This window comes from Primorskyibacter sedentarius (assembly GCF_004342065.1).
Classification (GTDB): Bacteria; Pseudomonadota; Alphaproteobacteria; order Rhodobacterales; family Rhodobacteraceae; genus Primorskyibacter; species Primorskyibacter sedentarius.
Map to the genome: position 1 here is coordinate 175,947 of NZ_SLZU01000002.1, position 20,211 is coordinate 196,157.

At 60.4% G+C, this 20,211-nt stretch carries 19 protein-coding genes; 5 read left to right on the forward strand and 14 right to left on the reverse strand.

Annotated features, from left to right (window positions below; all coding sequences use genetic code 11):
• Positions 1 to 41 precede the first annotated feature (41 nt).
• Positions 42 to 644, reverse strand: coding sequence for a L,D-transpeptidase (locus EDD52_RS04660; RefSeq protein WP_132242343.1), 603 nt, complete (start codon positions 642 to 644; stop codon positions 42 to 44).
• Between the two features lie 167 nt (positions 645 to 811).
• Between EDD52_RS04660 and dalA the strand changes: the two genes are divergently transcribed.
• Positions 812 to 1,330: a divisome-associated lipoprotein DalA gene (gene dalA / locus EDD52_RS04665; protein ID WP_132242345.1), complete on the forward strand. Its 519-nt coding sequence runs from the start codon at positions 812 to 814 to the stop codon at positions 1,328 to 1,330.
• A gap of 64 nt (positions 1,331 to 1,394) precedes the next feature.
• Here the strand turns inward: dalA and EDD52_RS04670 are convergent, their stop codons facing one another.
• From EDD52_RS04670 to hslO, 7 genes are all read right to left on the reverse strand, one after another.
• The gene (locus EDD52_RS04670) at positions 1,395 to 1,889 is read right to left on the reverse strand and encodes a L,D-transpeptidase family protein (RefSeq protein ID WP_132242347.1); all 495 of its coding nucleotides are present in this window, start codon (positions 1,887 to 1,889) and stop codon (positions 1,395 to 1,397) included.
• 100 nt (positions 1,890 to 1,989) lie between these two features.
• The gene (locus EDD52_RS04675) at positions 1,990 to 3,204 is read right to left on the reverse strand and encodes a class I SAM-dependent RNA methyltransferase (protein ID WP_132242349.1); all 1,215 of its coding nucleotides are present in this window, start codon (positions 3,202 to 3,204) and stop codon (positions 1,990 to 1,992) included.
• A 46-nt stretch (positions 3,205 to 3,250) separates the two neighbouring features.
• The gene (locus EDD52_RS04680) at positions 3,251 to 5,083 is read right to left on the reverse strand and encodes an ABC transporter ATP-binding protein (protein ID WP_132242351.1); all 1,833 of its coding nucleotides are present in this window, start codon (positions 5,081 to 5,083) and stop codon (positions 3,251 to 3,253) included.
• Positions 5,080 to 6,936 carry an ABC transporter ATP-binding protein gene (locus EDD52_RS04685; protein ID WP_132242353.1) on the reverse strand — a complete coding sequence of 619 codons (1,857 nt, stop codon included), beginning with the start codon at positions 6,934 to 6,936 and terminating at the stop codon, positions 5,080 to 5,082. Before EDD52_RS04685 ends, EDD52_RS04680 begins: the two co-directional genes overlap by 4 nt.
• A 69-nt stretch (positions 6,937 to 7,005) precedes the next feature.
• Positions 7,006 to 8,160, reverse strand: a complete 1,155-nt coding sequence (locus EDD52_RS04690) for a CCA tRNA nucleotidyltransferase (RefSeq protein ID WP_132242355.1) — start codon at positions 8,158 to 8,160, stop codon at positions 7,006 to 7,008.
• Complete coding sequence (locus tag EDD52_RS04695; protein ID WP_243651837.1) at positions 8,157 to 8,756, reverse strand: CoA pyrophosphatase; 600 nt, start codon at positions 8,754 to 8,756, stop codon at positions 8,157 to 8,159. The genes EDD52_RS04690 and EDD52_RS04695 overlap by 4 nt, the downstream gene beginning before the upstream one ends.
• Complete coding sequence (hslO, locus tag EDD52_RS04700) at positions 8,746 to 9,741, reverse strand: Hsp33 family molecular chaperone HslO (RefSeq protein ID WP_132242359.1); 996 nt, start codon at positions 9,739 to 9,741, stop codon at positions 8,746 to 8,748. The genes EDD52_RS04695 and hslO overlap by 11 nt, the downstream gene beginning before the upstream one ends.
• Positions 9,742 to 9,916: 175 nt before the next feature.
• Between hslO and EDD52_RS04705 the strand changes: the two genes are divergently transcribed.
• Positions 9,917 to 10,264 (forward strand): NUDIX domain-containing protein, encoded by a 348-nt coding sequence (locus tag EDD52_RS04705; RefSeq protein WP_341539833.1) that lies wholly within the window; start codon positions 9,917 to 9,919, stop codon positions 10,262 to 10,264.
• Between the two features lie 3 nt (positions 10,265 to 10,267).
• Here EDD52_RS04705 and EDD52_RS04710 read toward each other — a convergent pair whose 3' ends face one another.
• Positions 10,268 to 11,497: a PP2C family protein-serine/threonine phosphatase gene (locus EDD52_RS04710; RefSeq protein ID WP_243651838.1), complete on the reverse strand. Its 1,230-nt coding sequence runs from the start codon at positions 11,495 to 11,497 to the stop codon at positions 10,268 to 10,270.
• Positions 11,498 to 11,709: 212 nt separating this feature from the next.
• On the opposite strand from EDD52_RS04710, the gene EDD52_RS04715 reads away from it, so the two are divergent.
• Positions 11,710 to 12,027: an Hpt domain-containing protein gene (locus EDD52_RS04715; RefSeq protein WP_132242363.1), complete on the forward strand. Its 318-nt coding sequence runs from the start codon at positions 11,710 to 11,712 to the stop codon at positions 12,025 to 12,027.
• Positions 12,028 to 12,053: 26 nt separating this feature from the next.
• Here EDD52_RS04715 and ilvA read toward each other — a convergent pair whose 3' ends face one another.
• Together ilvA and EDD52_RS04725 are read right to left on the reverse strand one after the other, a co-directional pair.
• Positions 12,054 to 13,280, reverse strand: a complete 1,227-nt coding sequence (ilvA, locus tag EDD52_RS04720) for a threonine ammonia-lyase IlvA (RefSeq protein WP_132242365.1) — start codon at positions 13,278 to 13,280, stop codon at positions 12,054 to 12,056.
• A gap of 38 nt (positions 13,281 to 13,318) precedes the next feature.
• Entirely contained in the window at positions 13,319 to 14,071 is a 753-nt protein-coding gene (locus EDD52_RS04725; protein WP_132242367.1) for a hypothetical protein, read from the reverse strand.
• 126 nt (positions 14,072 to 14,197) lie between these two features.
• Between EDD52_RS04725 and EDD52_RS04730 the strand changes: the two genes are divergently transcribed.
• Complete coding sequence (locus tag EDD52_RS04730; protein ID WP_132242369.1) at positions 14,198 to 15,421, forward strand: argininosuccinate synthase; 1,224 nt, start codon at positions 14,198 to 14,200, stop codon at positions 15,419 to 15,421.
• Positions 15,422 to 15,467: 46 nt separating this feature from the next.
• Here EDD52_RS04730 and EDD52_RS04735 read toward each other — a convergent pair whose 3' ends face one another.
• The gene (locus EDD52_RS04735) at positions 15,468 to 16,187 is read right to left on the reverse strand and encodes a sulfotransferase-like domain-containing protein (protein WP_132242371.1); all 720 of its coding nucleotides are present in this window, start codon (positions 16,185 to 16,187) and stop codon (positions 15,468 to 15,470) included.
• Positions 16,188 to 16,343: 156 nt separating this feature from the next.
• On the opposite strand from EDD52_RS04735, the gene msrA reads away from it, so the two are divergent.
• A complete protein-coding gene (gene msrA / locus EDD52_RS04740) occupies positions 16,344 to 17,003 on the forward strand; it encodes a peptide-methionine (S)-S-oxide reductase MsrA (RefSeq protein WP_132242373.1) in 660 nt (219 codons plus the stop codon).
• Positions 17,004 to 17,006: 3 nt separating this feature from the next.
• Here the strand turns inward: msrA and EDD52_RS04745 are convergent, their stop codons facing one another.
• Positions 17,007 to 17,882: a ribokinase gene (locus EDD52_RS04745; protein ID WP_132242375.1), complete on the reverse strand. Its 876-nt coding sequence runs from the start codon at positions 17,880 to 17,882 to the stop codon at positions 17,007 to 17,009.
• A 22-nt stretch (positions 17,883 to 17,904) separates the two neighbouring features.
• Positions 17,905 to 20,160, reverse strand: coding sequence for an NADP-dependent malic enzyme (locus tag EDD52_RS04750; protein ID WP_132242377.1), 2,256 nt, complete (start codon positions 20,158 to 20,160; stop codon positions 17,905 to 17,907).
• Between the last annotated feature and the right edge of the window lie 51 nt (positions 20,161 to 20,211).

The following is a 20,211-nucleotide window of genomic DNA, read 5'->3' on the forward strand; positions in this document are numbered from 1 at the left end:
CCCAAGTTGGAGGCTCTGGAAACCGCTCCGGCGCAATGTCGTCAAATTAGCAACACTTGCGTTCCGACCTTGGCCAGACTGAACAGCTCTGCGATGTGTTCGTTGTACAAGCCGATGCAACCATTGGAAGAACGGCGTCCGATCTTGCGGGTGTCGTGCGTGCCGTGGATGCGATAATACTGCCAGCTGAGATAAAGCGCATGAGTCCCCAGCGGGTTATCCGGGCCGGGGCCGACATAATCCGGCCACTCCGGATTTCGCTGTTTCATCGACGGGGTCGGGCGCCATTCGGGGCCTTCGACCTTGCGCACAACGCTTGTCCGGCCGCGGCGCGTCAGATCCTCTGTCAATGGCACGGAGGAGGGGTAGAGCTTGTAGATCCGCTCATCCTCGGACCAGTAATGCAGCGCGCGTGACGTCAGATCGACCAGAACCGCACCATTATTCAGCGAACTGAAATACGGGCGCCAGTCCAGCGACCGAAAGCTGGATATGTTGCGGCGGACCGCACGGGAAATGTCACGTTCGATCTCGACGGTATCGGCACCATCCACATCCTGCGCCAAGGCGGGAGTGGCGGCAAAGGCGGCACCTGCGGCAAGAAAGCCGCGGCGGTCAAAAGCAGGAATGCTCGGCTTTTTCATCTTGGTACTCCATGAGTAAATCAGGCATTTGATACCATATTTATGGCTGGAATGCCTCAGTCGCAATCCAAACCGGCGTCATTGTGCCATTTCACACGGAAGTGGGTTTGAATAGCAACCAAAGCGGCGTTATGGCTGAATTAAACTAAAGAACGGATGACAGACTCATGATGCGCGTGACCTTTTTGATGATTTCGTTGGCGCTGGGGCTCGCAGCTTGTGCACCCGCGCCTGTCATCACCACCCCTGTTCTGGCAGATGGCAAACCCGCGCCATCAGTCTATCGGATCAGTTCGGCCCAGTCGGACCGCATCCAGTTCAGAATGCTTGATTCGGTCAACGCCCTGCGCCAGGAGGTCGGGGCGCAGCCGGTACAGCTGAATGCACAGCTCAACGCCGCCGCCGCCACGCATGCGCGCGACATGTCGGTGCAGAATCGCCCTTGGCACTTCGGATCGGACGGGTCCTCGCCCCTCGATCGCGTTCGCCGCGTCGGTTACACTGGCCAGATGCTGGGCGAGAACATCTCGGAAACCTACGAGACGGAACTCGAAACCCTCGCCGCCTGGATGGAATCCGAGGGAACGCGAACCGTGATCGTCGACCCGGATGCCCGCGAAATGGGCTTTTCCTGGTACCAGGAACCGAATGGCAAGATCTGGTGGACCCTTGTGATGGGCGGCTGACGCGCCACATCTGCCACCCCGCGATGCGTAGCCCCGGCCTTGAGCCGGGGCCTTGCGTTTCAAATCACGGCTGGATCGAGATCGGCGTCCCGTTCCGGACCATCGCGTAGATCTTTTCCATCTCACGGTCAGTCACGGCAATGCATCCGGCCGTCCAGTCACGCCCGCCTTTGCGGTATTTCTTGGGTCGGCCGTGAATGAAAATGTCGCCGCCCGGGCTTTCGCCCATCGCCAACGCCTCCGCGATATCGGCCTCGTTGGGATAGTTGATCCCGATCGAAAGATGGAATTCGCTGTTCGGATTACGCCGGTCGATAAGGTAGTTGCCCTCGGGCGTGCGCCCGTCGCCGCTGATCTTCTTGTCACCATTTGGCGAGAAGCCCAGCCCGATGTCATAGGCCTCAAGCACTTCGGTGTGGTGCAGCAGATACATCCGCCGCGCGCCCTTGTTGACGACGATCTGCGTCACCTCGGGACCATTGTAAGATTTGAACTTGCTCGCGCAGCCTGCCACGCCGATGATCAGCATGGCCGCCACGATTAACCTGATTACTCGCATATCTCTGCCCGTATCGTTTCTTATTGTCAGTGGGCGCAGAATACATTTTCACGGCGTTCAGAGGTAGAGGCAATTTTGACAAGCCCTCTGTTCGTCAGTTTTACAGACTGAACGCGGCGACAAGCTCGACATGAGTTGACCAGCGAAACTGGTCGACGACATCCAGCCAATCCAACTGGTAACCTGCATCGACAAGCAGCTTTGCGTCGCGGGCAAACGTCACCGGGTTGCAGGAAACATGGGCGATGACGGGAATCCCGCTCTTTGCCAGCTCTGCCACCTGCGCCTGCGCCCCTGCGCGCGGTGGGTCGATCACAGCCGCGTCGAACCCCTTCAGTTCAGCGGCATCCAGCGGATTGCGGAAAAGATCGCGCGTGGCATGGGTAACGGCGCGCAACCCTTGGGATTTGCGCCACCCGGCGTCCAGCGCCTTCATCATCTCGGCATCGCCTTCAACAGCGTGGACCGCTGCCTTTTCCGCCAATGGCAGGGCAAATGTCCCGCATCCGGCGAAAAGGTCGATGATTCGCGGGGCATTCCCGACTGCCTCGCTGACGGCACCACGCAGCGCAGCCTCGCCCTCGGGCGTGGCTTGCAGGAATGCCCCTGATGGCGGCACGACACGAACCGAGCCAAAGATCTGCTCTGCCGGACGCCGGTTCAAAGAAATCTCATCGCCCCATGACAGGCGCGCCAGATCGAACTGCTCTGCAATGGCGGCGATCTGCATCTGAAGCTGCGGATCAACCTCCTTGCCGCCCGACACGGCAACATCCAGCCCCATCAGCGAGGCTGTGACCATCACCGACAGCTCCGCCTTGCGACTGGTCCCGACAATGGCCAGCGCCTCGACCATCGGAAGCGCTGCGGCAATGGCAGGATCAACCAGCAGGCAATCAGGCACCTCGACAATCACGTCGGCGCCGCGCTTGTGGAACCCGGCCATCGCGCCCTTTTTGGTCCGCTTTGCTGAAAACCCCGCGCGGCGGCGGGTGGAGGGCGGCGACGTCACGATCCGGCGCGGCACCACATCCAACCCATGGGCAGAGAGCGCATGCCGGACCATTCCGATCTTCCAATCCGCAACGAACTGGTCAGACGCATGTTGAAGCTGGCACCCCCCGCAAGCCCCGGCATGGCGGCATGGCGGCTTCACCCGATCCGAGGAGGGCGTCACGATCTTCGGCTGAGGCATGGCCGTGCCATGTATGTCGCCCGCGACCACTTCGCCCGGCAAGGTGCGCGGCACAAAGACCGGCCCCGGCGCAATTCCGTCGCCGTGATGTCCCAGCCGTTCTATCGTCAGTCTTGTCATGGTGCTGCACTACCCCGGCGCGGCGGTACGATCCAGCCCGGATTGGTTACTCCGCAGCATCCTGCGCCCCGATGAACCCGCCCGACTGGCGACCCCAATAACGTGCATACAGCCCGCCGCGCGCCAGAAGCTGCGCATGCGTGCCTGTTTCTACAATACGCCCATCATCCATGACGATGATCCGGTCCATGGTTGAAAGCGTTGACAGACGGTGCGCGATGGCAAGGACGGTCTTACCCCGCATGACGCGTTCCAGCGCGTCCTGAATGGAGGCTTCGACCTCGGAATCCAAAGCACTCGTCGCCTCGTCCAGAACCAGGATCGGGGCATCCTTCAGGATGGCGCGGGCCAAGGCGATGCGCTGACGCTGACCGCCGGACAGCTTGACGCCCCGCTCGCCCAGATGCGCGTCATAGCCTTCGCGGCCCAGATGGTCCCGCATCTTGAGGATGAATTCATGCGCCTCCGCCTGTTTGGCCGCTTCGATCACCTCTTCGCTCGTCGCATCGGGGCGCCCGTATCGAATGTTGTCCAGCGCAGAGCGATTGAACATCGCGGTTTCCTGGGTGACCATCCCGATCGCACGGCGGAGCGATTCCTGCGTCACGCCGCCAATCTCCTGCCCGTCAATGCGGATCGTGCCATCTTCGGCATCGTAGAGCCGTAGCAGCAGCGCGACGAGCGTGGATTTCCCCGCGCCCGAAGCACCAACGATCCCCAGTTTCTCTTGCGGGCTAATCATCAGCGAAACACGCTCGATCCCGCCGCTTTGCCGCCCATAGGCAAAGCTGACATCGCGGAATTCCACGCGGGCATCCGACACGACCAGATCCTGCGCATCGGCCTTGTCCACCAGCGTATGGGACGGGGTCAGCGTACGCATCCCGTCCTCAACCTCGCCAATATTGGCGTACAGGTTCATCAGGGTGAAACTGACCCACCCGGTCATCTGCGCCAGCCGAAGCGAAACCGCCCCGGTGGCGGCAATGTCGCCGGCGCTCACCAGACCGAGGCTCCAGTAAAACAGCGCGCCACCCACCAGCAGAACCGGCAAGACGCCGGCCAGCGCCATCAGCCAGAACCGAAATGCAACCGAGATATGGCCAAACTCCACCGACCTGTCGCGATAGGTCTGCATGGCCCCCAATGCCGCGCGATCCTCGTAGTCGGCATGGGCGAACAGCTTGACCGTCTTGATATTGGTGATCGTGTCCACAATCTGGCCCGTAGCCATCGCCCGCGCCCCGGCCCGCGCCTTGGATCGTTTGCGGATGCGCGGCATGAAATGGCGGATAAGAAAGCCGTAGCCAAAGATCCAGACCAGCAGTCCGGCCGCGATCCGCAGGTCCACCGTGCCCAGCATCAACACGGCACCGACAACCGATGCCAGAGCGAACAGAACGGTGTGCAGCGTCTCGACCACCGAGTCGTTCATCGCCCGTGCTGTCTGCCACTCTTTCTGCGCAATGCGCCCGGCAAAATCATTGTCAAAGAAGGTCACCGCATGGCCCAGCGTGTACCGATGCAGGCGCGACAGGATCAGGTTCAGCACATTGGGCTGCACCATCACCGACTGCGTGACTGAGGCAAGCCCCAGCACCGTCGGGCGAAGCAGCAGGAAAAAGACCAGCGACCAGATCAGGATGCCGCGCTGGTCGGTGAAGATCGATCCAGAATCGGAGGCCAGCGCAGCATCGACCACCCAGCCCAGAAGAAGGGCGGCCACGACCTCTGTTATCCCGGCAATGACCGACACGACCCCGGCAAGCGCCAAAACGCGTTCCGCACCGCGCAAGCCCCAGCGAAAAAACGCAAGCAGCGTATGCGGCGGCGGGTCATCCGCAGGCGCGAAATGGTCGATCCAATTGGCAAGGTTCATTCTGCAGCCTCGGTGTCATCAGCATCGTCGGTTTTCAGGAAGCCGCCGGATTGGCGGGCCCAGAACCCGGCATATAGCCCGCCTTTTGCCAAAAGCGCGTCATGAGTGCCCTCTTCGACAATTCGGCCCTGATCCATCACGAGGATGCGGTCCATATGGGCAATGGTGGACAGGCGGTGCGCGATGGCGATCACCGTTTTCCCCTCCATCATGCCGTAAAGCGTTTGCTGGATCGCGGCCTCGACCTCGGAGTCCAGCGCGCTCGTTGCTTCATCCAGCAGCAGAATGGGCGCGTCCTTGAGGATCACCCGTGCCAGCGTCACCCGCTGACGCTGCCCGCCCGAGAGTTTGACCCCACGCTCGCCAACATGCACGTCATAGCCTGTCCGCCCGTTCGGGTCCTGCAGGGTCTGGATGAAGTCATGCGCCTCGGCCTTCCTGGCGGCTGCGATCATCTGCTCTTCAGTTGCCTCCGGCCGACCGTAAAGGATGTTGTCGCGGATTGACCGGTGCAGCAGCGCGCTGTCCTGTTGCACCATCCCGATCTGGCTGCGCAGACTGTCCTGCGTCACCGCCGAAATGTCCTGCCCGTCGATCAGGATGCGACCCTGTTCCACGTCGTAGAACCGCAGTAGCAGCTTGACCAGGGTCGACTTTCCGGCGCCAGACCGTCCAACGAGCCCAACCTTCTCTCCCGGCCGGATGCTGAGCGAGACGGTGTTCAACCCCCCTGCCCCGCGCCCGTAGTGATGCGACAGGTCTTCAATCTCGATCTGTCCGTCGGTCAGCGCAAGCGCCGGGGCGCCGGGCTTGTCCACCAATGTGATCGGCTGCGCAATCGTCTCCATCCCTTCGGCCACGACACCAAGCTGGCGGAAAAAGCTGGTCAGCGCCCACATGATCCATCCGGTCATCGCATTCAGCCGCAAGGTCAGCGCGGTCGCTGCCGCGACAACACCGACGGAAGCCGCCCCTTGCATCCACAACACAAGCGCCCAGCCAACAACCGCGGCAATCAGCAGCCCGTTCAGAATGACCAGCGCGACATCCATGATCGTGAAAATGCGCATCTCCGTGGCGAATGTCTCGCGCGCCTGCTCTATCGCTTCGCGGGCGAAATCAAGCTCGCGGTCGTGATGCGCAAACATCTTGACCGAATGGATGTTGGAATAGCTGTCGACCACCCGGCCCGTGACAAGGCTGCGGGCGTCGGATGCCGCTTTGGACGCGGGCCCCACACGCTTGATGGTCCAGCGGATCAGCAATCCGTAAAGGCCCAGCCACAGAACGAGCGGCACCATCAGCCGCGCATCGGCCTGGCCCAGCATGATCAGCGCACCGACCACGTAAGCCAGCGCGAAAGTGATGGCGTCAAAGACCTGAAACACCGCCTCGCCGGCGGCGGGCGGGGTTTGCATGATGCGGTTGGCAATGCGCCCGGCAAAGTCATTCTCGAACCACCCGACGGATTGCCGCAAGACATGCCCATGCGCGCGCCAGCGGATCAGCGTCCCGAAATTCGGCAGGATCGCGTTGTTCAGCAGCATCACATCCACCATCTGCAGCAGAGGGCGCAAGAACAGGATGAAGAGCGCCAACAGGATGAGGGTCGTGCCGTGATCCGCCCAGACCTGCTCTGGCTCGCCACTCAGCACGTCCACGATCCAGCCCATCGCCCAGATCAGCAGGATCTCGACCGCGGCGACGATGACGGACATCACCCCGGCATAGACAAAAACACGCCGAAACGGCACGGAATAGTCCCACATGAATGGCCACAGCCTCGTCGGCGGCCGATCCTTCTGGGGATAGTCGCAATAGGGATCAACAAGGCGTTCGAATAAGCGAAACACTGGACGGGACTCAACTTGGCTGGATGGGCGCACTCTCTCTGATTTGGTCGCCGAATGCCATGCCCAAGCTCAGGATTGGCGGAGCAATGCCTGCCGGTCCAATGTGAAATCGGACGCGATCCAACGGTCCTGGAGCTCTTTCAGCTTTGCGCCCAGCGCCGGGCCGGTCAATGCAGGCATCAGATCTGCGGCCCTGATCGGGAATTCGCGTGACGCCGCCTCGGCCGTGATACGTGGCCAATCCGGGTCTGGTGCGACCTCCAACATCGCGGCACGCAGAAGAAGCACCGAAAGCGCCACCTCAGCGCCATGAACGTAGCCCAGCGCGTTGGGACCGTCCGTTCCTCCGACCAGATCAAGCAACAAGGCAAGCTGGCGCTGCTGGGCCTTGGACAAACGAAGCGACGCACCATCCCCATAGCCCAGCGCAGCGATACGCCGCAGTGGTTCGGGCGCAAGGCCAAGGGCTGCCTCATGATGAATCAGCGGCGCCAGCGACCGGGTTGTCGCCCCGGGCATGATCACCCTCAGAACCCCGGTTTGCTCCATTACCGCCGCAGCCGGGGCGGGATCAGGCGCTGAGAACAGCTTGAGGATCTCGGCGCCAACCCGTTCGCGCGACAGGGTATCAAGCCCCTCTAGGTTGTCGGCAATCGCGGCGAGCGCCTCTGGGTCGAACCCCTGTTCGGGGTCGCCATACCATGCAGCGAAGCGGAAAAACCGCAGAGAGCGCAGGTAATCCTCGCGAATACGGTCAGCTGCGTTCAGGATGAACCGCACGCGCCGCGCCCGCAAATCCGGCAAGCCGTTCAGCGGGTCATGCACCCGGCCCGAGGCATCGGCGTAGAGCGCGTTCATGGTCAGATCCCGGCGCTTGGCATCCTCGACTATATCCTTTGAAAAGGCGACGACAGCGCGGCGACCGTCGGTTTCGACATCTGCGCGAAAGGTTGTCACCTCATGCGGGATGCCGCGCGCGACAATGGTGATGGTGCCGTGTTCGATCCCGGTCGGGACCGGCTTCAGCCCCGCGGCCTCTGCCAGTGCGACCACCTCGTCCGGTACCGCATCTGTCGCGATGTCCATGTCACTGACCGCAACGCCCAGCAGGTCGTTTCGGACGCATCCGCCCACAAGATATGCTTGATGCCCACCCGCTTGCAGTGCCTTCAGGACCGCCTGAGTTTCCGGGTTTCGGTACCAATCACCTGTCAGCTGCGTCATTGCGATAGTCTTTCTGCCAACCCCCGCAGAATACGGGCGGTGGCACCCCATATATAATAGGGACCGTAGGGCACGGCAAAATAGTGGCGCCTTTGCCCGCGCCAGCGTCGCCACTGCACCCCGTAATTGGCCGGATCCGCAAGGTGGCTGAGCGGCACGCGAAAGATTTCGTCAACCTCGCCGGGTTCCGGAACCGGGTCAAAATCCTGTGTGACCAGCCCAATGACGGGTGTGACGGTAAATGCCGTGACGGTCTCGTGGATAGGCAGGGTGCCCACAACCTCGACCAATTCGGACGGCAAACCGATTTCTTCGCGTGCTTCGCGCAGCGCGGCCGCAACGACATCCGGGTCGCCTTCATCCTGCTTGCCGCCGGGAAAGGCGATCTGACCAGGATGGTGTTTCAGGGCAGAGGACCGTTTGGTCAGGATCACCTCGGGGCCGCCCGGGCCTTCTGTCACCGCCACCAAGACACCGGCAGGCCGCAGCTTGCGACCCTCCGGCAGCACCACGCCCGGATTGAGATCAAAATCCGAGGAGGCACTGCCCGGTCTGTTCTGCGCGGCGCGCAAACGGGTCAGGGTGTCAGCTGTCACCCTCGGCACCTTTCGCTTCGAACCCGACGGTGGCCGGGTCCAACACGTAATGTGCGCCACAGAACTGGCAATCGGCGGTGACATGGCCATCTTCGGTTGTCATCTTCTCGATATCCTTCGCAGAATAGATCGAGAGGCTTTGCCGCACACGATCTTCCGAACATGTACACCCGAAACGAACCGGCTGCGTGTCGAAGACGCGCGGGTTTTCCTCGTGGAACAGACGCACCAAAAGGTCGGTCGCAGGCAGGCTCGGGCCGATCAACTCCATGTCTTCCACCGTGTCGAGCAGCAGGTTCGCCCGGTCCCAGTTTTCGGAGGCATCATCGTCCAGAACGTCATCCGCCGCCAACAGGCCACCTTCGCCGGACCCGCCGTCGCCGCTTGTCCCCGCAGACGCCTTGGGCATAGTCTGCAACATGATCCCGCCTGCGCGCCAGTGCTCCGGCGCGCCCGGCTCTGTCGAGCGTCCAAAACTCAACGCGAACCGCGTCGGCAGCTGTTCCGATTGCGCAAAATACGTCTCTGCACAGGCCGAAAGCGTCGCACCCGTCAATGGCGTGATCCCCTTATATGGCGTCATGCCTTTGCCCTGATCGACCATGATCGCAAAATAACCCTCGCCCACGTTTTCACGGATCGATCCTTCGGTCAGCCGACTGGCATCATAGCTAGCATAGGCACGGATGCGGGCCGGCTCGCCCTCTTTGCTGGGGCCGTAGAAATCAGTGGCAATCATCCGGACCGGGCCCTTTGATTGGACTTGCAGGGACAGTTTCCAGCGCAGTTTGATCGACTCGCCGATGAGTGCTGTCAACAAGGCCATCTCGGCAATCAACGCTTCGACCTGCGGCGGGTAGTCGTGCTGCTTCAGAATGCCGTCCAATACACCGTCAAGCCGGGTAATCCGGCCGCGAATGTCAGAGCGGTCAAGCTGAAAGGGCAGGACTGTATCGTCCCAGGCGAGTTTAGATCCGAGTGTCATGGGGGTTTCCTTGGACGTGGCGTCTTGGCATACCGCTTCCATATAGGCACGACAAGTGATCGGCCAAGGGGGCAATCGAGTGACACGGCAGTTCGGCAACAGTCCAGCAGCAGGAAGAGCCTATGTGGCCCGCCCCGGAGTTTACGCAATACTGCCGGGGCCCGGTGGCCTGTTGTTGACGCACCAATCCCAGCCCACCCCGGAATTCCAGCTGCCGGGAGGCGGCGTTGACGCAGGCGAACAGCCGCTGCATGCCCTGCACCGGGAAGTCCGGGAAGAGACAGGCTGGCGCATCGCCCGGCCGCGTCGGCTGGGGGTGTTCCGGCGGTTCACCTTCATGCCCGAATATGACATCTGGGCGGAGAAAATCTGCACGATCTACGTAGCGCACCCGGTCCGCCAGGACGGACCGCCCACAGAGCCCGGCCATGCCGCCTGCTGGATGAACGCGCGCGATGCCGCTCTTGCGTTGGGCAATCCCGGCGACCGGCATTTCGTTTCCAAGCTTTTAGGGTTGGTCTGACACCTAGATCGCGTTCGGCCCGGGGAATTCGAGCAGAGCCGCCGACACATCGTCACTCAGCTGCCCGGGATCTGCCATGTTCTCAGCCAGTCGCCAGAACATGTCCTGCAGGAAGTCCGATCCAGACCCTTCATAGGGCGTGGTTTGTGCAAGTTGCCGAAGCCCCTCGTCATCTAGCATTTTGCCATTATTCATCTGGCATTCCGGAAAGCCGTCGGAATAGAGAAGCAGCCTGTCACCGGGTGTCAGCTGTACCTGCGACTGTTCATAGCTCACGCCGGAAACGAGCCCCACCGGAACACCCCCGCATCCGATAAACTCCGTGCTGCCATCGGCCCGCATCAGCAACGGATGCGGATGGCCGGCTTGAACGAATTTTGCAACACCAGTGCGCAGGTCAACCACCGCATATAGCATCGACAGATATTCCTCGACGCCCGCATCTGCGTTCAGCCTGTCATTCAACATGCGCGCGACGACCTCTGGGGGGCGAAAGCTGAACGACTCGTCAGCCTCGCGCACCATGGCAATATTCTGATCCGGAAATGCGCTGTTGAGGTAGCCCGCCACACGTGCGGTCATCAGGGCCGAGGTGATGCCATGCCCTGACACGTCTATGCTGTAAAACCCAAGCTGCATGTCGTCGGGGCTGAACATGCCCACCAGATCACCGCCGACGTGACCACAGGGCTTCAACAGCAGGCTGACACGCGATTTTCCAAAGGACCGAACAGTTTCCGGAACGAGCGATTCCTGAATTTTGCGCGCCTGTTTGAGGTCTTTGTCGATGGCGTCATACAGCGTCTGCAAGGTTGCCAGCGTTTCCGAGATCACGCGGTTCTTCTGGCTGAGTTCACGCTCCATTTTCAGGATACGCCCGCCTGCCGTGATCCGGGCGCGCAGCTCTGCAGCATTGACCGGCTTGGTCAGGAAATCATCCGCACCGGCATCAAGCCCCCGCGCGATTTCGTCCTTTTCGCCTTTGGAAGTCAGCAGGATGAAATAGCCGTAGCTATCACGGCGCATCGCCCGGAATTGTCGGCAGAATTCCAATCCGTCCATGCCGGGCATCATCCAGTCGGACAAGACGAGATCAGGCTCTTGCGTCTTGCAGATCTCGATCGCCTCATCGCCCGAGGCGGCCTCGATCACGTCGAGATCCCATTTGCGCAACAGGCTGCTCATGATCTTGCGCTGGAGTCGGCTATCATCGACCACCAGGGCCAAACGCAAAGTTGCGCTGCCTGAAATGGACTTTAGTGATTTGTCCACCGCCGCGGTCACCGGAACACCCTTGTTTAAATACTGGTCAACGTATTGATAGATTTAGACTCAGCCGGATTAAGCAATGATGAATCCAGCGAAAATTTGGCAAAATCCTGTCGCAATTAAGATCGTAACAGCTCGTTAGCACTTTCCCGTTAATGTTTGCGCAGGAGGTCGCGATGATAGACTGGCAGCGCATAGCGCAACTACGCGATGAAATCGGGGTGGAAGACTTCGAAGAAGTGATCGAATTGTTTCTTGCTGAGGTTGAAGAAACGCTTGGCGCACTTCAGGATGCGCCAGAGGCGGAGCTGGAAGCCATGTTTCACCTGCTCAAGGGCTGCGCGCTGAACCTGGGTTTCCAAGGGTTCGCAGACGCCTGCCTGCGTGCCGAACTGGCCGCAAGAAATGGCGATTTCGCAAAGGTGGATAGATCAGCGGTAAAACAGATCTATGACGCCTCGCGCCATGATTTTCTTGCCGACGCCCCTGCCTGAAAGACGCTGACCCCGCTATCCCGGCCTCAGATGACGAATTGCGCCAGCGTTTCGTTCTCTGTGATGTCGGTATAGGTGAACCCGGCCACTTTCAGCTTAGCCAGGAAGGCATCGAAGTTGCTGGCATCCTTCGTCTCGATACCGATCAGGACGGAGCCGAAATTGCGCGCTGATTTCTTGAGATATTCGAACCGCGCGATGTCGTCTTCCGGACCCAGGAAATTCAGGAATTCTTTCAACGCGCCAGGCCGTTGCGGCATTCTCAGGATGAAATACTTCTTCAGACCCTGATAGCGTTGCGCCCTCTCCTTGACCTCTGGCAGGCGTTCAAAATCAAAATTCCCGCCGGAAGTCACGCAAACCACCTTGCGGCCCCGGATCGAGTGACCCAGATCCTGCAACGCGTCGATGGCAAGTGCGCCGGCCGGTTCCAGCACGATGCCTTCGACATTGAGCATTTCCAGCATCGTCACGCAAAGACGGTCCTCCGGCACAGCAAGCGCGTTTGCGAGCCCGACATCCTTGAGCCGCGCGAAGGTCCGCTCGCCGATCTGACCAACCGCCGCCCCATCCGCAAACGTGTTCACATGATCGAGCTTCACTGGTCGGCCCAGTTGCAGTGCCGCCCGCAGACATGCGCCGCCAGCCGGTTCCACAAAGGTATATTGTACATCCGCGCCAAAATAGCTGAGCACACCCGATGACAGCCCCCCGCCCCCTACCGGCAGGATCAGGTGATCGGGCTTCCCGCCCATCTGCTCTTCGACCTCCACCGCCACAGAGGCCTGCCCCTCGATCACATCCTCATCGTCGAAAGGGGACAGAAAATGGCCACCGGTTTCGGCGCAGTATGTTTGCGCCGCATGCAGAGTGTCGTCGAAATAGTCACCCGTCAGCTGGATTTCGATATTCTGGCCACCGAACATCTGAGTCTTCTGGATCTTCTGTTGCGGCGTTGTCACCGGCATGAAGATCACGCCGCGCTTGCCGAAATGTCGGCACATGAACGCAACGCCCTGCGCGTGATTGCCCGCACTGGCGCACACAAAGACCGGCGCGTCCGGTTGCTTGCGCATCGCATTAAAGGCCCCCCGCAGCTTGTAACTGCGCACAGGCGACAGATCTTCGCGTTTTAGCCAGACCTCGCAGCCATACCGCTCGGATAGGTGTGCGTTCAGCAAAAGCGGAGTCGCTGGAAAGACGTCCCGCATTGCGTTTGCGGCCTGACGCGCCTGTTCGATGAAATCACTCATAGCCGCCCATTTGGCGCATGATTGACCTTATGGCAAGGTCAGTCGATGGGCCGACCCTGGATGAAATGGCCATAGACCGTTGTCAGCAGCGATATGCCGATAATCGTGGCGAACCAGTTCACGACCAAAACGTAGATCAGGTTGATCACCGATGCCGGATCGCTGTTGATCAGGCTGGGCAGGAAAATTACCAAAGTCGCAAGCGTGATGATCACCCCAAGGACGACAAAAGTCGTGGCCTCTCCTCGCGTCGCGGCCCATGCCTCATTTAGCGAAAGCTTTTGTCCGATCGCACAAGCCGGCAGGATGGACCCGAGCCTGAAGAACAGGACCGCGCCCAGACCGATTGAAACTGGAAAGATCAGAAGACCCAAAGGCGGCGCGAGGAAGGCTACGACGCCTAAAATGAACCCTGCCCCGATCGTCCCAAGCATCACGATGATTCCGATCAAAAGGCTGCGTCCGAAATATCCAAGCATCTTGGCGCCATGCATCCTGGGCAGAAATCCGGTTGGATATTCCTCTTCTAGGACAAAACGATGCCATGCGACGGCGATCCACAGGCTGGCGACAAGGCCAAGCAGGCTGAGAAACAGTGTCGTCCCGTCGAGCTGAATTGCCTCCGGCGAAAACGCATCCGTCTCGACCTCGGCCATCGTGTCTGCATTCATGTAGCCATAGACCTGCGCCGCAGCAGATACGAGATACAGCACGAAGGAAATCCGGAAAGCGGCGCCGATGTTGTTAAGCACCAGCCGAACCGAATGTACGAAAATCTGCCAACCCTTCATCTTGCACCCCTGCATCACTTTGCAATCGTGCTAGCACGCAACAGCGCCCTGTCCAATGCCGTCATCTTGTATTGCGTCACGAAACCCGCTATCCGCCCGGCGATACTGAACAAGGAAATCCTGCACATGTCCGCGCCCAAGAAAGTCGTTCTGGCCTATTCCGGCGGCCTCGATACCTCGATCATCCTGAAATGGCTGCAGACCGAATACGGCTGCGAAGTGGTGACCTTCACCGCCGATCTGGGTCAGGGGGAAGAACTTGACCCCGCTCGCAAGAAGGCCGAATTGCTGGGCATCAAGCCCGAGAATATCTTTATCGAGGATGTCCGCGAAGAATTCGTGCGGGATTTCGTCTTCCCGATGTTCCGCGCCAACGCGGTTTACGAGGGTCTGTACCTGCTGGGCACGTCCATCGCACGGCCGCTGATTTCCAAGCGTCTGGTCGAGATTGCCGAAGCCACAGGCGCCGATGCCGTGGCGCATGGCGCGACCGGCAAGGGCAATGATCAGGTCCGGTTCGAACTTTGCGCCTATGCGCTGAACCCCGAGATCAAGGTGATCGCGCCCTGGCGGGAATGGGATCTCAGCTCCCGCACGAAGCTTCTGGCATTTGCCGAGGAAAACCAGATTCCGATCGCCAAGGACAAACGTGGCGAGGCGCCGTTCTCTGTTGATGCGAACCTGCTGCACACCTCGTCCGAGGGCAAAGTGCTGGAAGATCCCGCGCAGGACGCGCCCGATTATGTCTACCAGCGCACGGTGAACCCCGAGGACGCGCCTAACACGCCAGAATTCATCGAAATCACCTTTGAGAAAGGCGATGCGGTGGCCATCAACGGCGAGGCGATGTCGCCCGCGACCATCCTTACCAAGCTGAACGAATACGGCGGCAAGCATGGCATTGGCCGTCTTGATCTGGTCGAAGGCCGCTTTGTCGGCATGAAGTCACGCGGCATCTACGAAACGCCCGGCGGGACCATCCTGCTGGAGGCGCATCGCGGCATCGAACAAATCACGCTGGACCGGGGTGCTGCACATCTGAAAGACGAACTGATGCCCCGCTACGCCGAGATCATCTATAACGGGTTCTGGTTCTCGCCAGAGCGCGAGATGCTGCAGGCGCTGATCGACAAGAGCCAAGAGCACGTGACCGGCACCGTTCGGCTCAAGCTTTACAAGGGTCTCGCCCGCACGGTCGGCCGCTGGTCGGATCATTCGCTCTATTCCGAGGCGCATGTGACCTTCGAAGACGATGCAGGCGCTTACGACCAGAAGGATGCGGCCGGCTTCATCCAGTTGAACGCCTTGCGGCTGAAGCTCTTGGCCGCACGAAACCGTCGGCTGAAATAAGGATTACGGGCGGGACAATGTCCCGCCCGTTAAGCCGCTCCTGCGATCATGTCGCAAGACGATGACGCGCAAGCCGTTCGTAAAAGGGCAGCGCGGCCTCGACCAAACCCGCGGCGGCGCCTTCCAGCTGCGGCAAAGGTCCTTCGGGTCCCGCAAATCCCGATGACCTGTGAACAGAGCCGTACCAGACCGGCGCCCAGACACCATCAAATGGTTTGGGGCCCGTGGGCCATGACAGCATGGCCGGATCAAAATCCAACCCGATTTCGGCACAAACACGGCGCAACATGCCCTCCGGATCGTTGCGGATATCGGCGCTGTCCAGCACCAGCGGCGCGTGTCCCAAGGCCGTGACCTCGTCAAACAGCTCCGCCTGATGGGCAAAACCGATGTCATCCATCGTGGGATTTTCGTATTTCGCGGAAAAGCTGGCCACAACCCGCGCCGGGTGGCGGATCAAAAAGACATTCGTGACCTCGCCCAACCAATCGCGAGGCACGCCGGGGATCATATGTTGCGTCATATGCTTGTGATAGACATGTGGTGCGCCACCGGGATTGGGGCCCAGAAGCTCTCGCACAACCACCGCCGGATCTGTTGACTGAGACGCCACGACCTCCTCGCGCATCGGATGCGCCAGACCCGTCCGCGCCAGGTAGGCCGCGTAAAAGGGCTCATCCACCGCTGAGAAATCGGTACGGTTCGCGAAGGCGTACATCATGGCCGTCGACAGGTTGCGCGGCCCGGACCACATCGCAAGTTTCATGACACCTCCAAGGCTTGCTTTTTCGGCACGCTAGATACGCCTGCGGCCAAAGCCAAGCCGGTAAAATCGCGTCACCAATGCGTGACAAGCGATGTCACTGGCTGGACGCAAGGGGCGTCGCACTGGCACGGTCAACGGCAACGGAGGTACCAAGTCATGAACCAGTTCAAGAAATTCAAGCCTGTCCTGTTGTCCATCCTGATCTTTGCCGGTTTGGCGTTGCAGGGGCACAAGGCCGAAGCCGGCCCGACCAAGACAATCACTGTCGCCGGCGGTTGCTTTTGGTGTGTAGAGGCTGATTTCGAAAAAGTGCCCGGCGTGATTTCCGCCGTGTCCGGCTATACCGGCGGCAAGGTGAAAAACCCGACCTACAAGCAGGTCACGCGCGGCGGCACCGGCCATTACGAGGCTGTGCAGATCACCTATGATGCTGGGCGGGTCAGCCTTGATAGCCTCCTGTCCGCGTTTTTCCGCAGTGTCGATCCCACCGATGCGGGCGGGCAATTCTGTGACCGCGGTGAAAGCTATCGCACCGCGATATTCGTCTCTAACTCTGCCGAAAACGCGGCTGCAAAGAAGGCAAAGGCTGATGCTCAGGCCGCGCTCGGGACCAAAGTTGTCACGCCAATTCTGAATGCCGCGACCTTCTACAAGGCTGAGGACTATCATCAGGACTATTACAAGGGGTCCAGCCTTGTTGTGACGCGTTTCGGGCCGCTGAAACAATCCAAGGCGTACAAGCGCTACCGTGATGCTTGCGGCCGCGATCTGCGTGTCAAACAACTGTGGGGAAGTGCTGCCGCCTTTGCCAGCTGATCGCTAGAAGGCAGCGCCCTGAATATCCTTGAGGTCAGGAATAACATCCGCCGCGCCAAGCCTCGTGACTTGCAGCGCGGCGGCGCGTGTCGCCTGAGCGATCGCCTGTTCCATCGTCATGCCACGATCAAGGCCAGCCAGTACATAGCCCGTAAACGTGTCGCCGGCGCCTGTGGTATCGACCACCTCTACCGGGATCGCCGGAAAAGCGCGGCTTTCGCCGGTGTCGCTGCGGTGCCAGCGACACCCTTTTGACCCCAGCGTCACGATCACATCGCGAACGGGCAGCTTATCTGGCCCGAGGCCGCTTGCGTGTTCAAGCTGCGCGGCCTCCACCTCGTTCAGGATCAGAAAATCGCAAAACGGCAGCACGGATTCCACGGCAGCAGCGTCGAACGGTGCGGCGGCGTAGGCAACTTTCATGCCCCTCTCTGCGGCCAGTTTGGCTGCTTCGACCTGAGCGTTGGTTTCATTCTGGATCAAGAGCGTGTCGGCAGGGTCAGCCCCGGACAGGGCGGCCCCGATCATTTGCGTCGAAATTTGCCGATTGGTTCCCGGGTAGATGACGATAGAGTTCTCGCCCGCGTCGTCGACATAGATTATCGCGTGACCCGTGGCATCGGTATCCGGAACCGAGATGTGCTGCGTATCGACACCGAATTCCAGCAACCTGTCTTTCGCCCAGATACCATCAGGGCCAATGGCGCCAATATGGACAACACGGGCGGCAGCACGGGCCGCCGCGACCGACATGTTGGCGCCTTTGCCGCCCAGCCCCCGGGTCATCGAGGCGCAGGACAGGGTTTCCCCCGCACCGGGCAGATGGGGGACGCGGTAGACGATATCCGCGTTGATCGAGCCGAGATTGTAGATCGTCACTGTCGTGGCCCCCGCGCCGCCTTCAGCCCACCTTGCAGGCAGCAAGAACAGCCATGTTAAGAATATCGTTCGCGGTAGAGACGGACGAACAGATCTGAATGGACTCGCCAATGCCGGCCAGGATGGGGCCAATCACGGTTGCCCCGGCCATTTCCTGCATCAGCTTGGTCGAGATCGAAGCCGAGTGGCGCGCAGGCACGACAAGGATATTGGCCGGGCCGGTCAGGCGCGAGAACGGGTAGTTCTCCTGGCTGCGCGCGTTCAGGGCGACATCCACCGTCATTTCACCTTCGTATTCGAAATTGACGCCGCGCTTGTCCAACACCTTGGGTGCCATGTGCATCTTTTCTGCCCGCTCTGACACCGGATAACCGAAGGTCGAGAAGCTGACGAAGGCCACGCGCGGTTCCAACCCCAGATGGCGGGCCACGTCAGCGCTGCGTTCGGCGATGGTTGCCAGATCCTCTTCGTCCGGCCATTCGTGCACAAGCGTGTCGGAAATCAGCACGATCCGCCCCTTGTGAAGCAACGCGGTGACGCCAACCGCGCCGTGCTGCGCGTCGGCGTCGAAGACATGGTTGATGAGCTCCATCACATGCGCCGATTTCCGGGTCGCACCAGTGATCAGACCATCGCCATGGCCATGCGCCAGCATAAGCGCTGCAAAGACATGCCTGTCGCGGGCCGCAAGCCGGTGGATATCCTGACGGTCATGCCCCTTGCGCTGCAACCGCTCGTAAAGAAACTCCTTATACATCGGCAGGTGGCGGGTGTTCGCGGCATTCACGACTTCAAGCTCTCGCACGGCGTCGGCCATGCCGGCAGTCTCCAGCTTGGCCTTCACATCCTCTTGCCGGCCGACGACCAGCGCCTTGCCAAGACCGTTGCGCTGATACATCACGGCGGCGCGCAGCACGCGCGGATCGTCACCTTCGGCAAAGATCATGCGGGCCTGTGCCGCACGGGCGCGGGCGTTGATCCCGCGCAGAATGTTCGACGTCGGATCCATCCGCGCCTTCAGCGACGCCTCATAGGCATCCATGTCGATGATGGGGCGCCGCGCGGCACCTGTATCCATCCCTGCCTTGGCAACTGCGGGCGGGACCCTGTGGATCAGGCGCGGATCAAAGGGCGTCGGGATGATGTAATCACGCCCGAACGAAAGGTTGCGGCCGTAAGCCATCGCCACCTCGTCAGGCACGTCCTCGCGGGCAAGCTCCGCCAAGGCCTCGGCGCAAGCGATCTTCATCTCGTCGTTGATGGCGCGGGCATGGATATCCAAGGCCCCCCGGAACAGGTACGGAAAGCCCAGCACGTTGTTCACCTGGTTGGGATAATCGGACCGACCCGTCGCAACGATCGCATCCGCGCGCACCTCGTGTGCCTCTTCGGGCGTAATCTCGGGGTCGGGGTTGGCCATGGCAAAGATCACCGGATCGTCGGCCATCGACGCGACCATGTCCTGCGTCACGGCCCCCTTGGCTGACACGCCAAGAAAGACATCCGCGCCTTTCATTGCCTCTTCCAGCGTGCGGGCCTCGGTCTTGATCGCATGGGCAGATTTCCACTGGTTCATGCCCTCGGTCCGACCCTGATAGATCACGCCTTTGGTGTCGCACATGATGCAATTGTCGTGTTTGGCGCCCATGGATTTGACCAATTCAAGACAGGCGATGCCCGCTGCACCAGCACCGTTCAGAACGATCTTGCAGTCCTCGATCTTCTTGCCCGAGATGTGGAGCGCGTTGATCAGCCCTGCGGCACAGATGACGGCCGTGCCATGCTGGTCATCATGGAAGACAGGGATGTCCATTTCTTCCTTGAGCCGCTGTTCGATGATGAAACATTCCGGCGCCTTGATGTCTTCAAGGTTGATCCCACCGAATGTCGGCCCCATCAGCCGAACCGCATTGCAGAACGCATCGGGGTCTTCCGTATCCAGCTCGATATCGATGGAGTTCACATCGGCGAACCGCTTGAACAGAACCGCCTTGCCTTCCATCACCGGTTTGGACCCAAGCGCGCCCAGGTTGCCAAGTCCCAGAACTGCCGTGCCGTTGGAAATCACCGCCACAAGGTTGCCCTTGTTGGTGTAATCGTACGCAGTCTCGGGATTCTCGGCGATTTCCAGGCAGGGCACCGCCACACCCGGCGAATAGGCCAGGCTGAGATCACGCTGCGTGGTCATCGGAACCGTCGCTGCGATTTCGAACTTGCCGGGCGTTGGTTCCAAATGGAACGCAAGCGCTTCTTCGCGGGTGTATTTCAGTCTGGCCATGCGCCGGTCTCTCCTCGTGGACGGTCAATCTTGCTTAACTTAGGAAGCGGC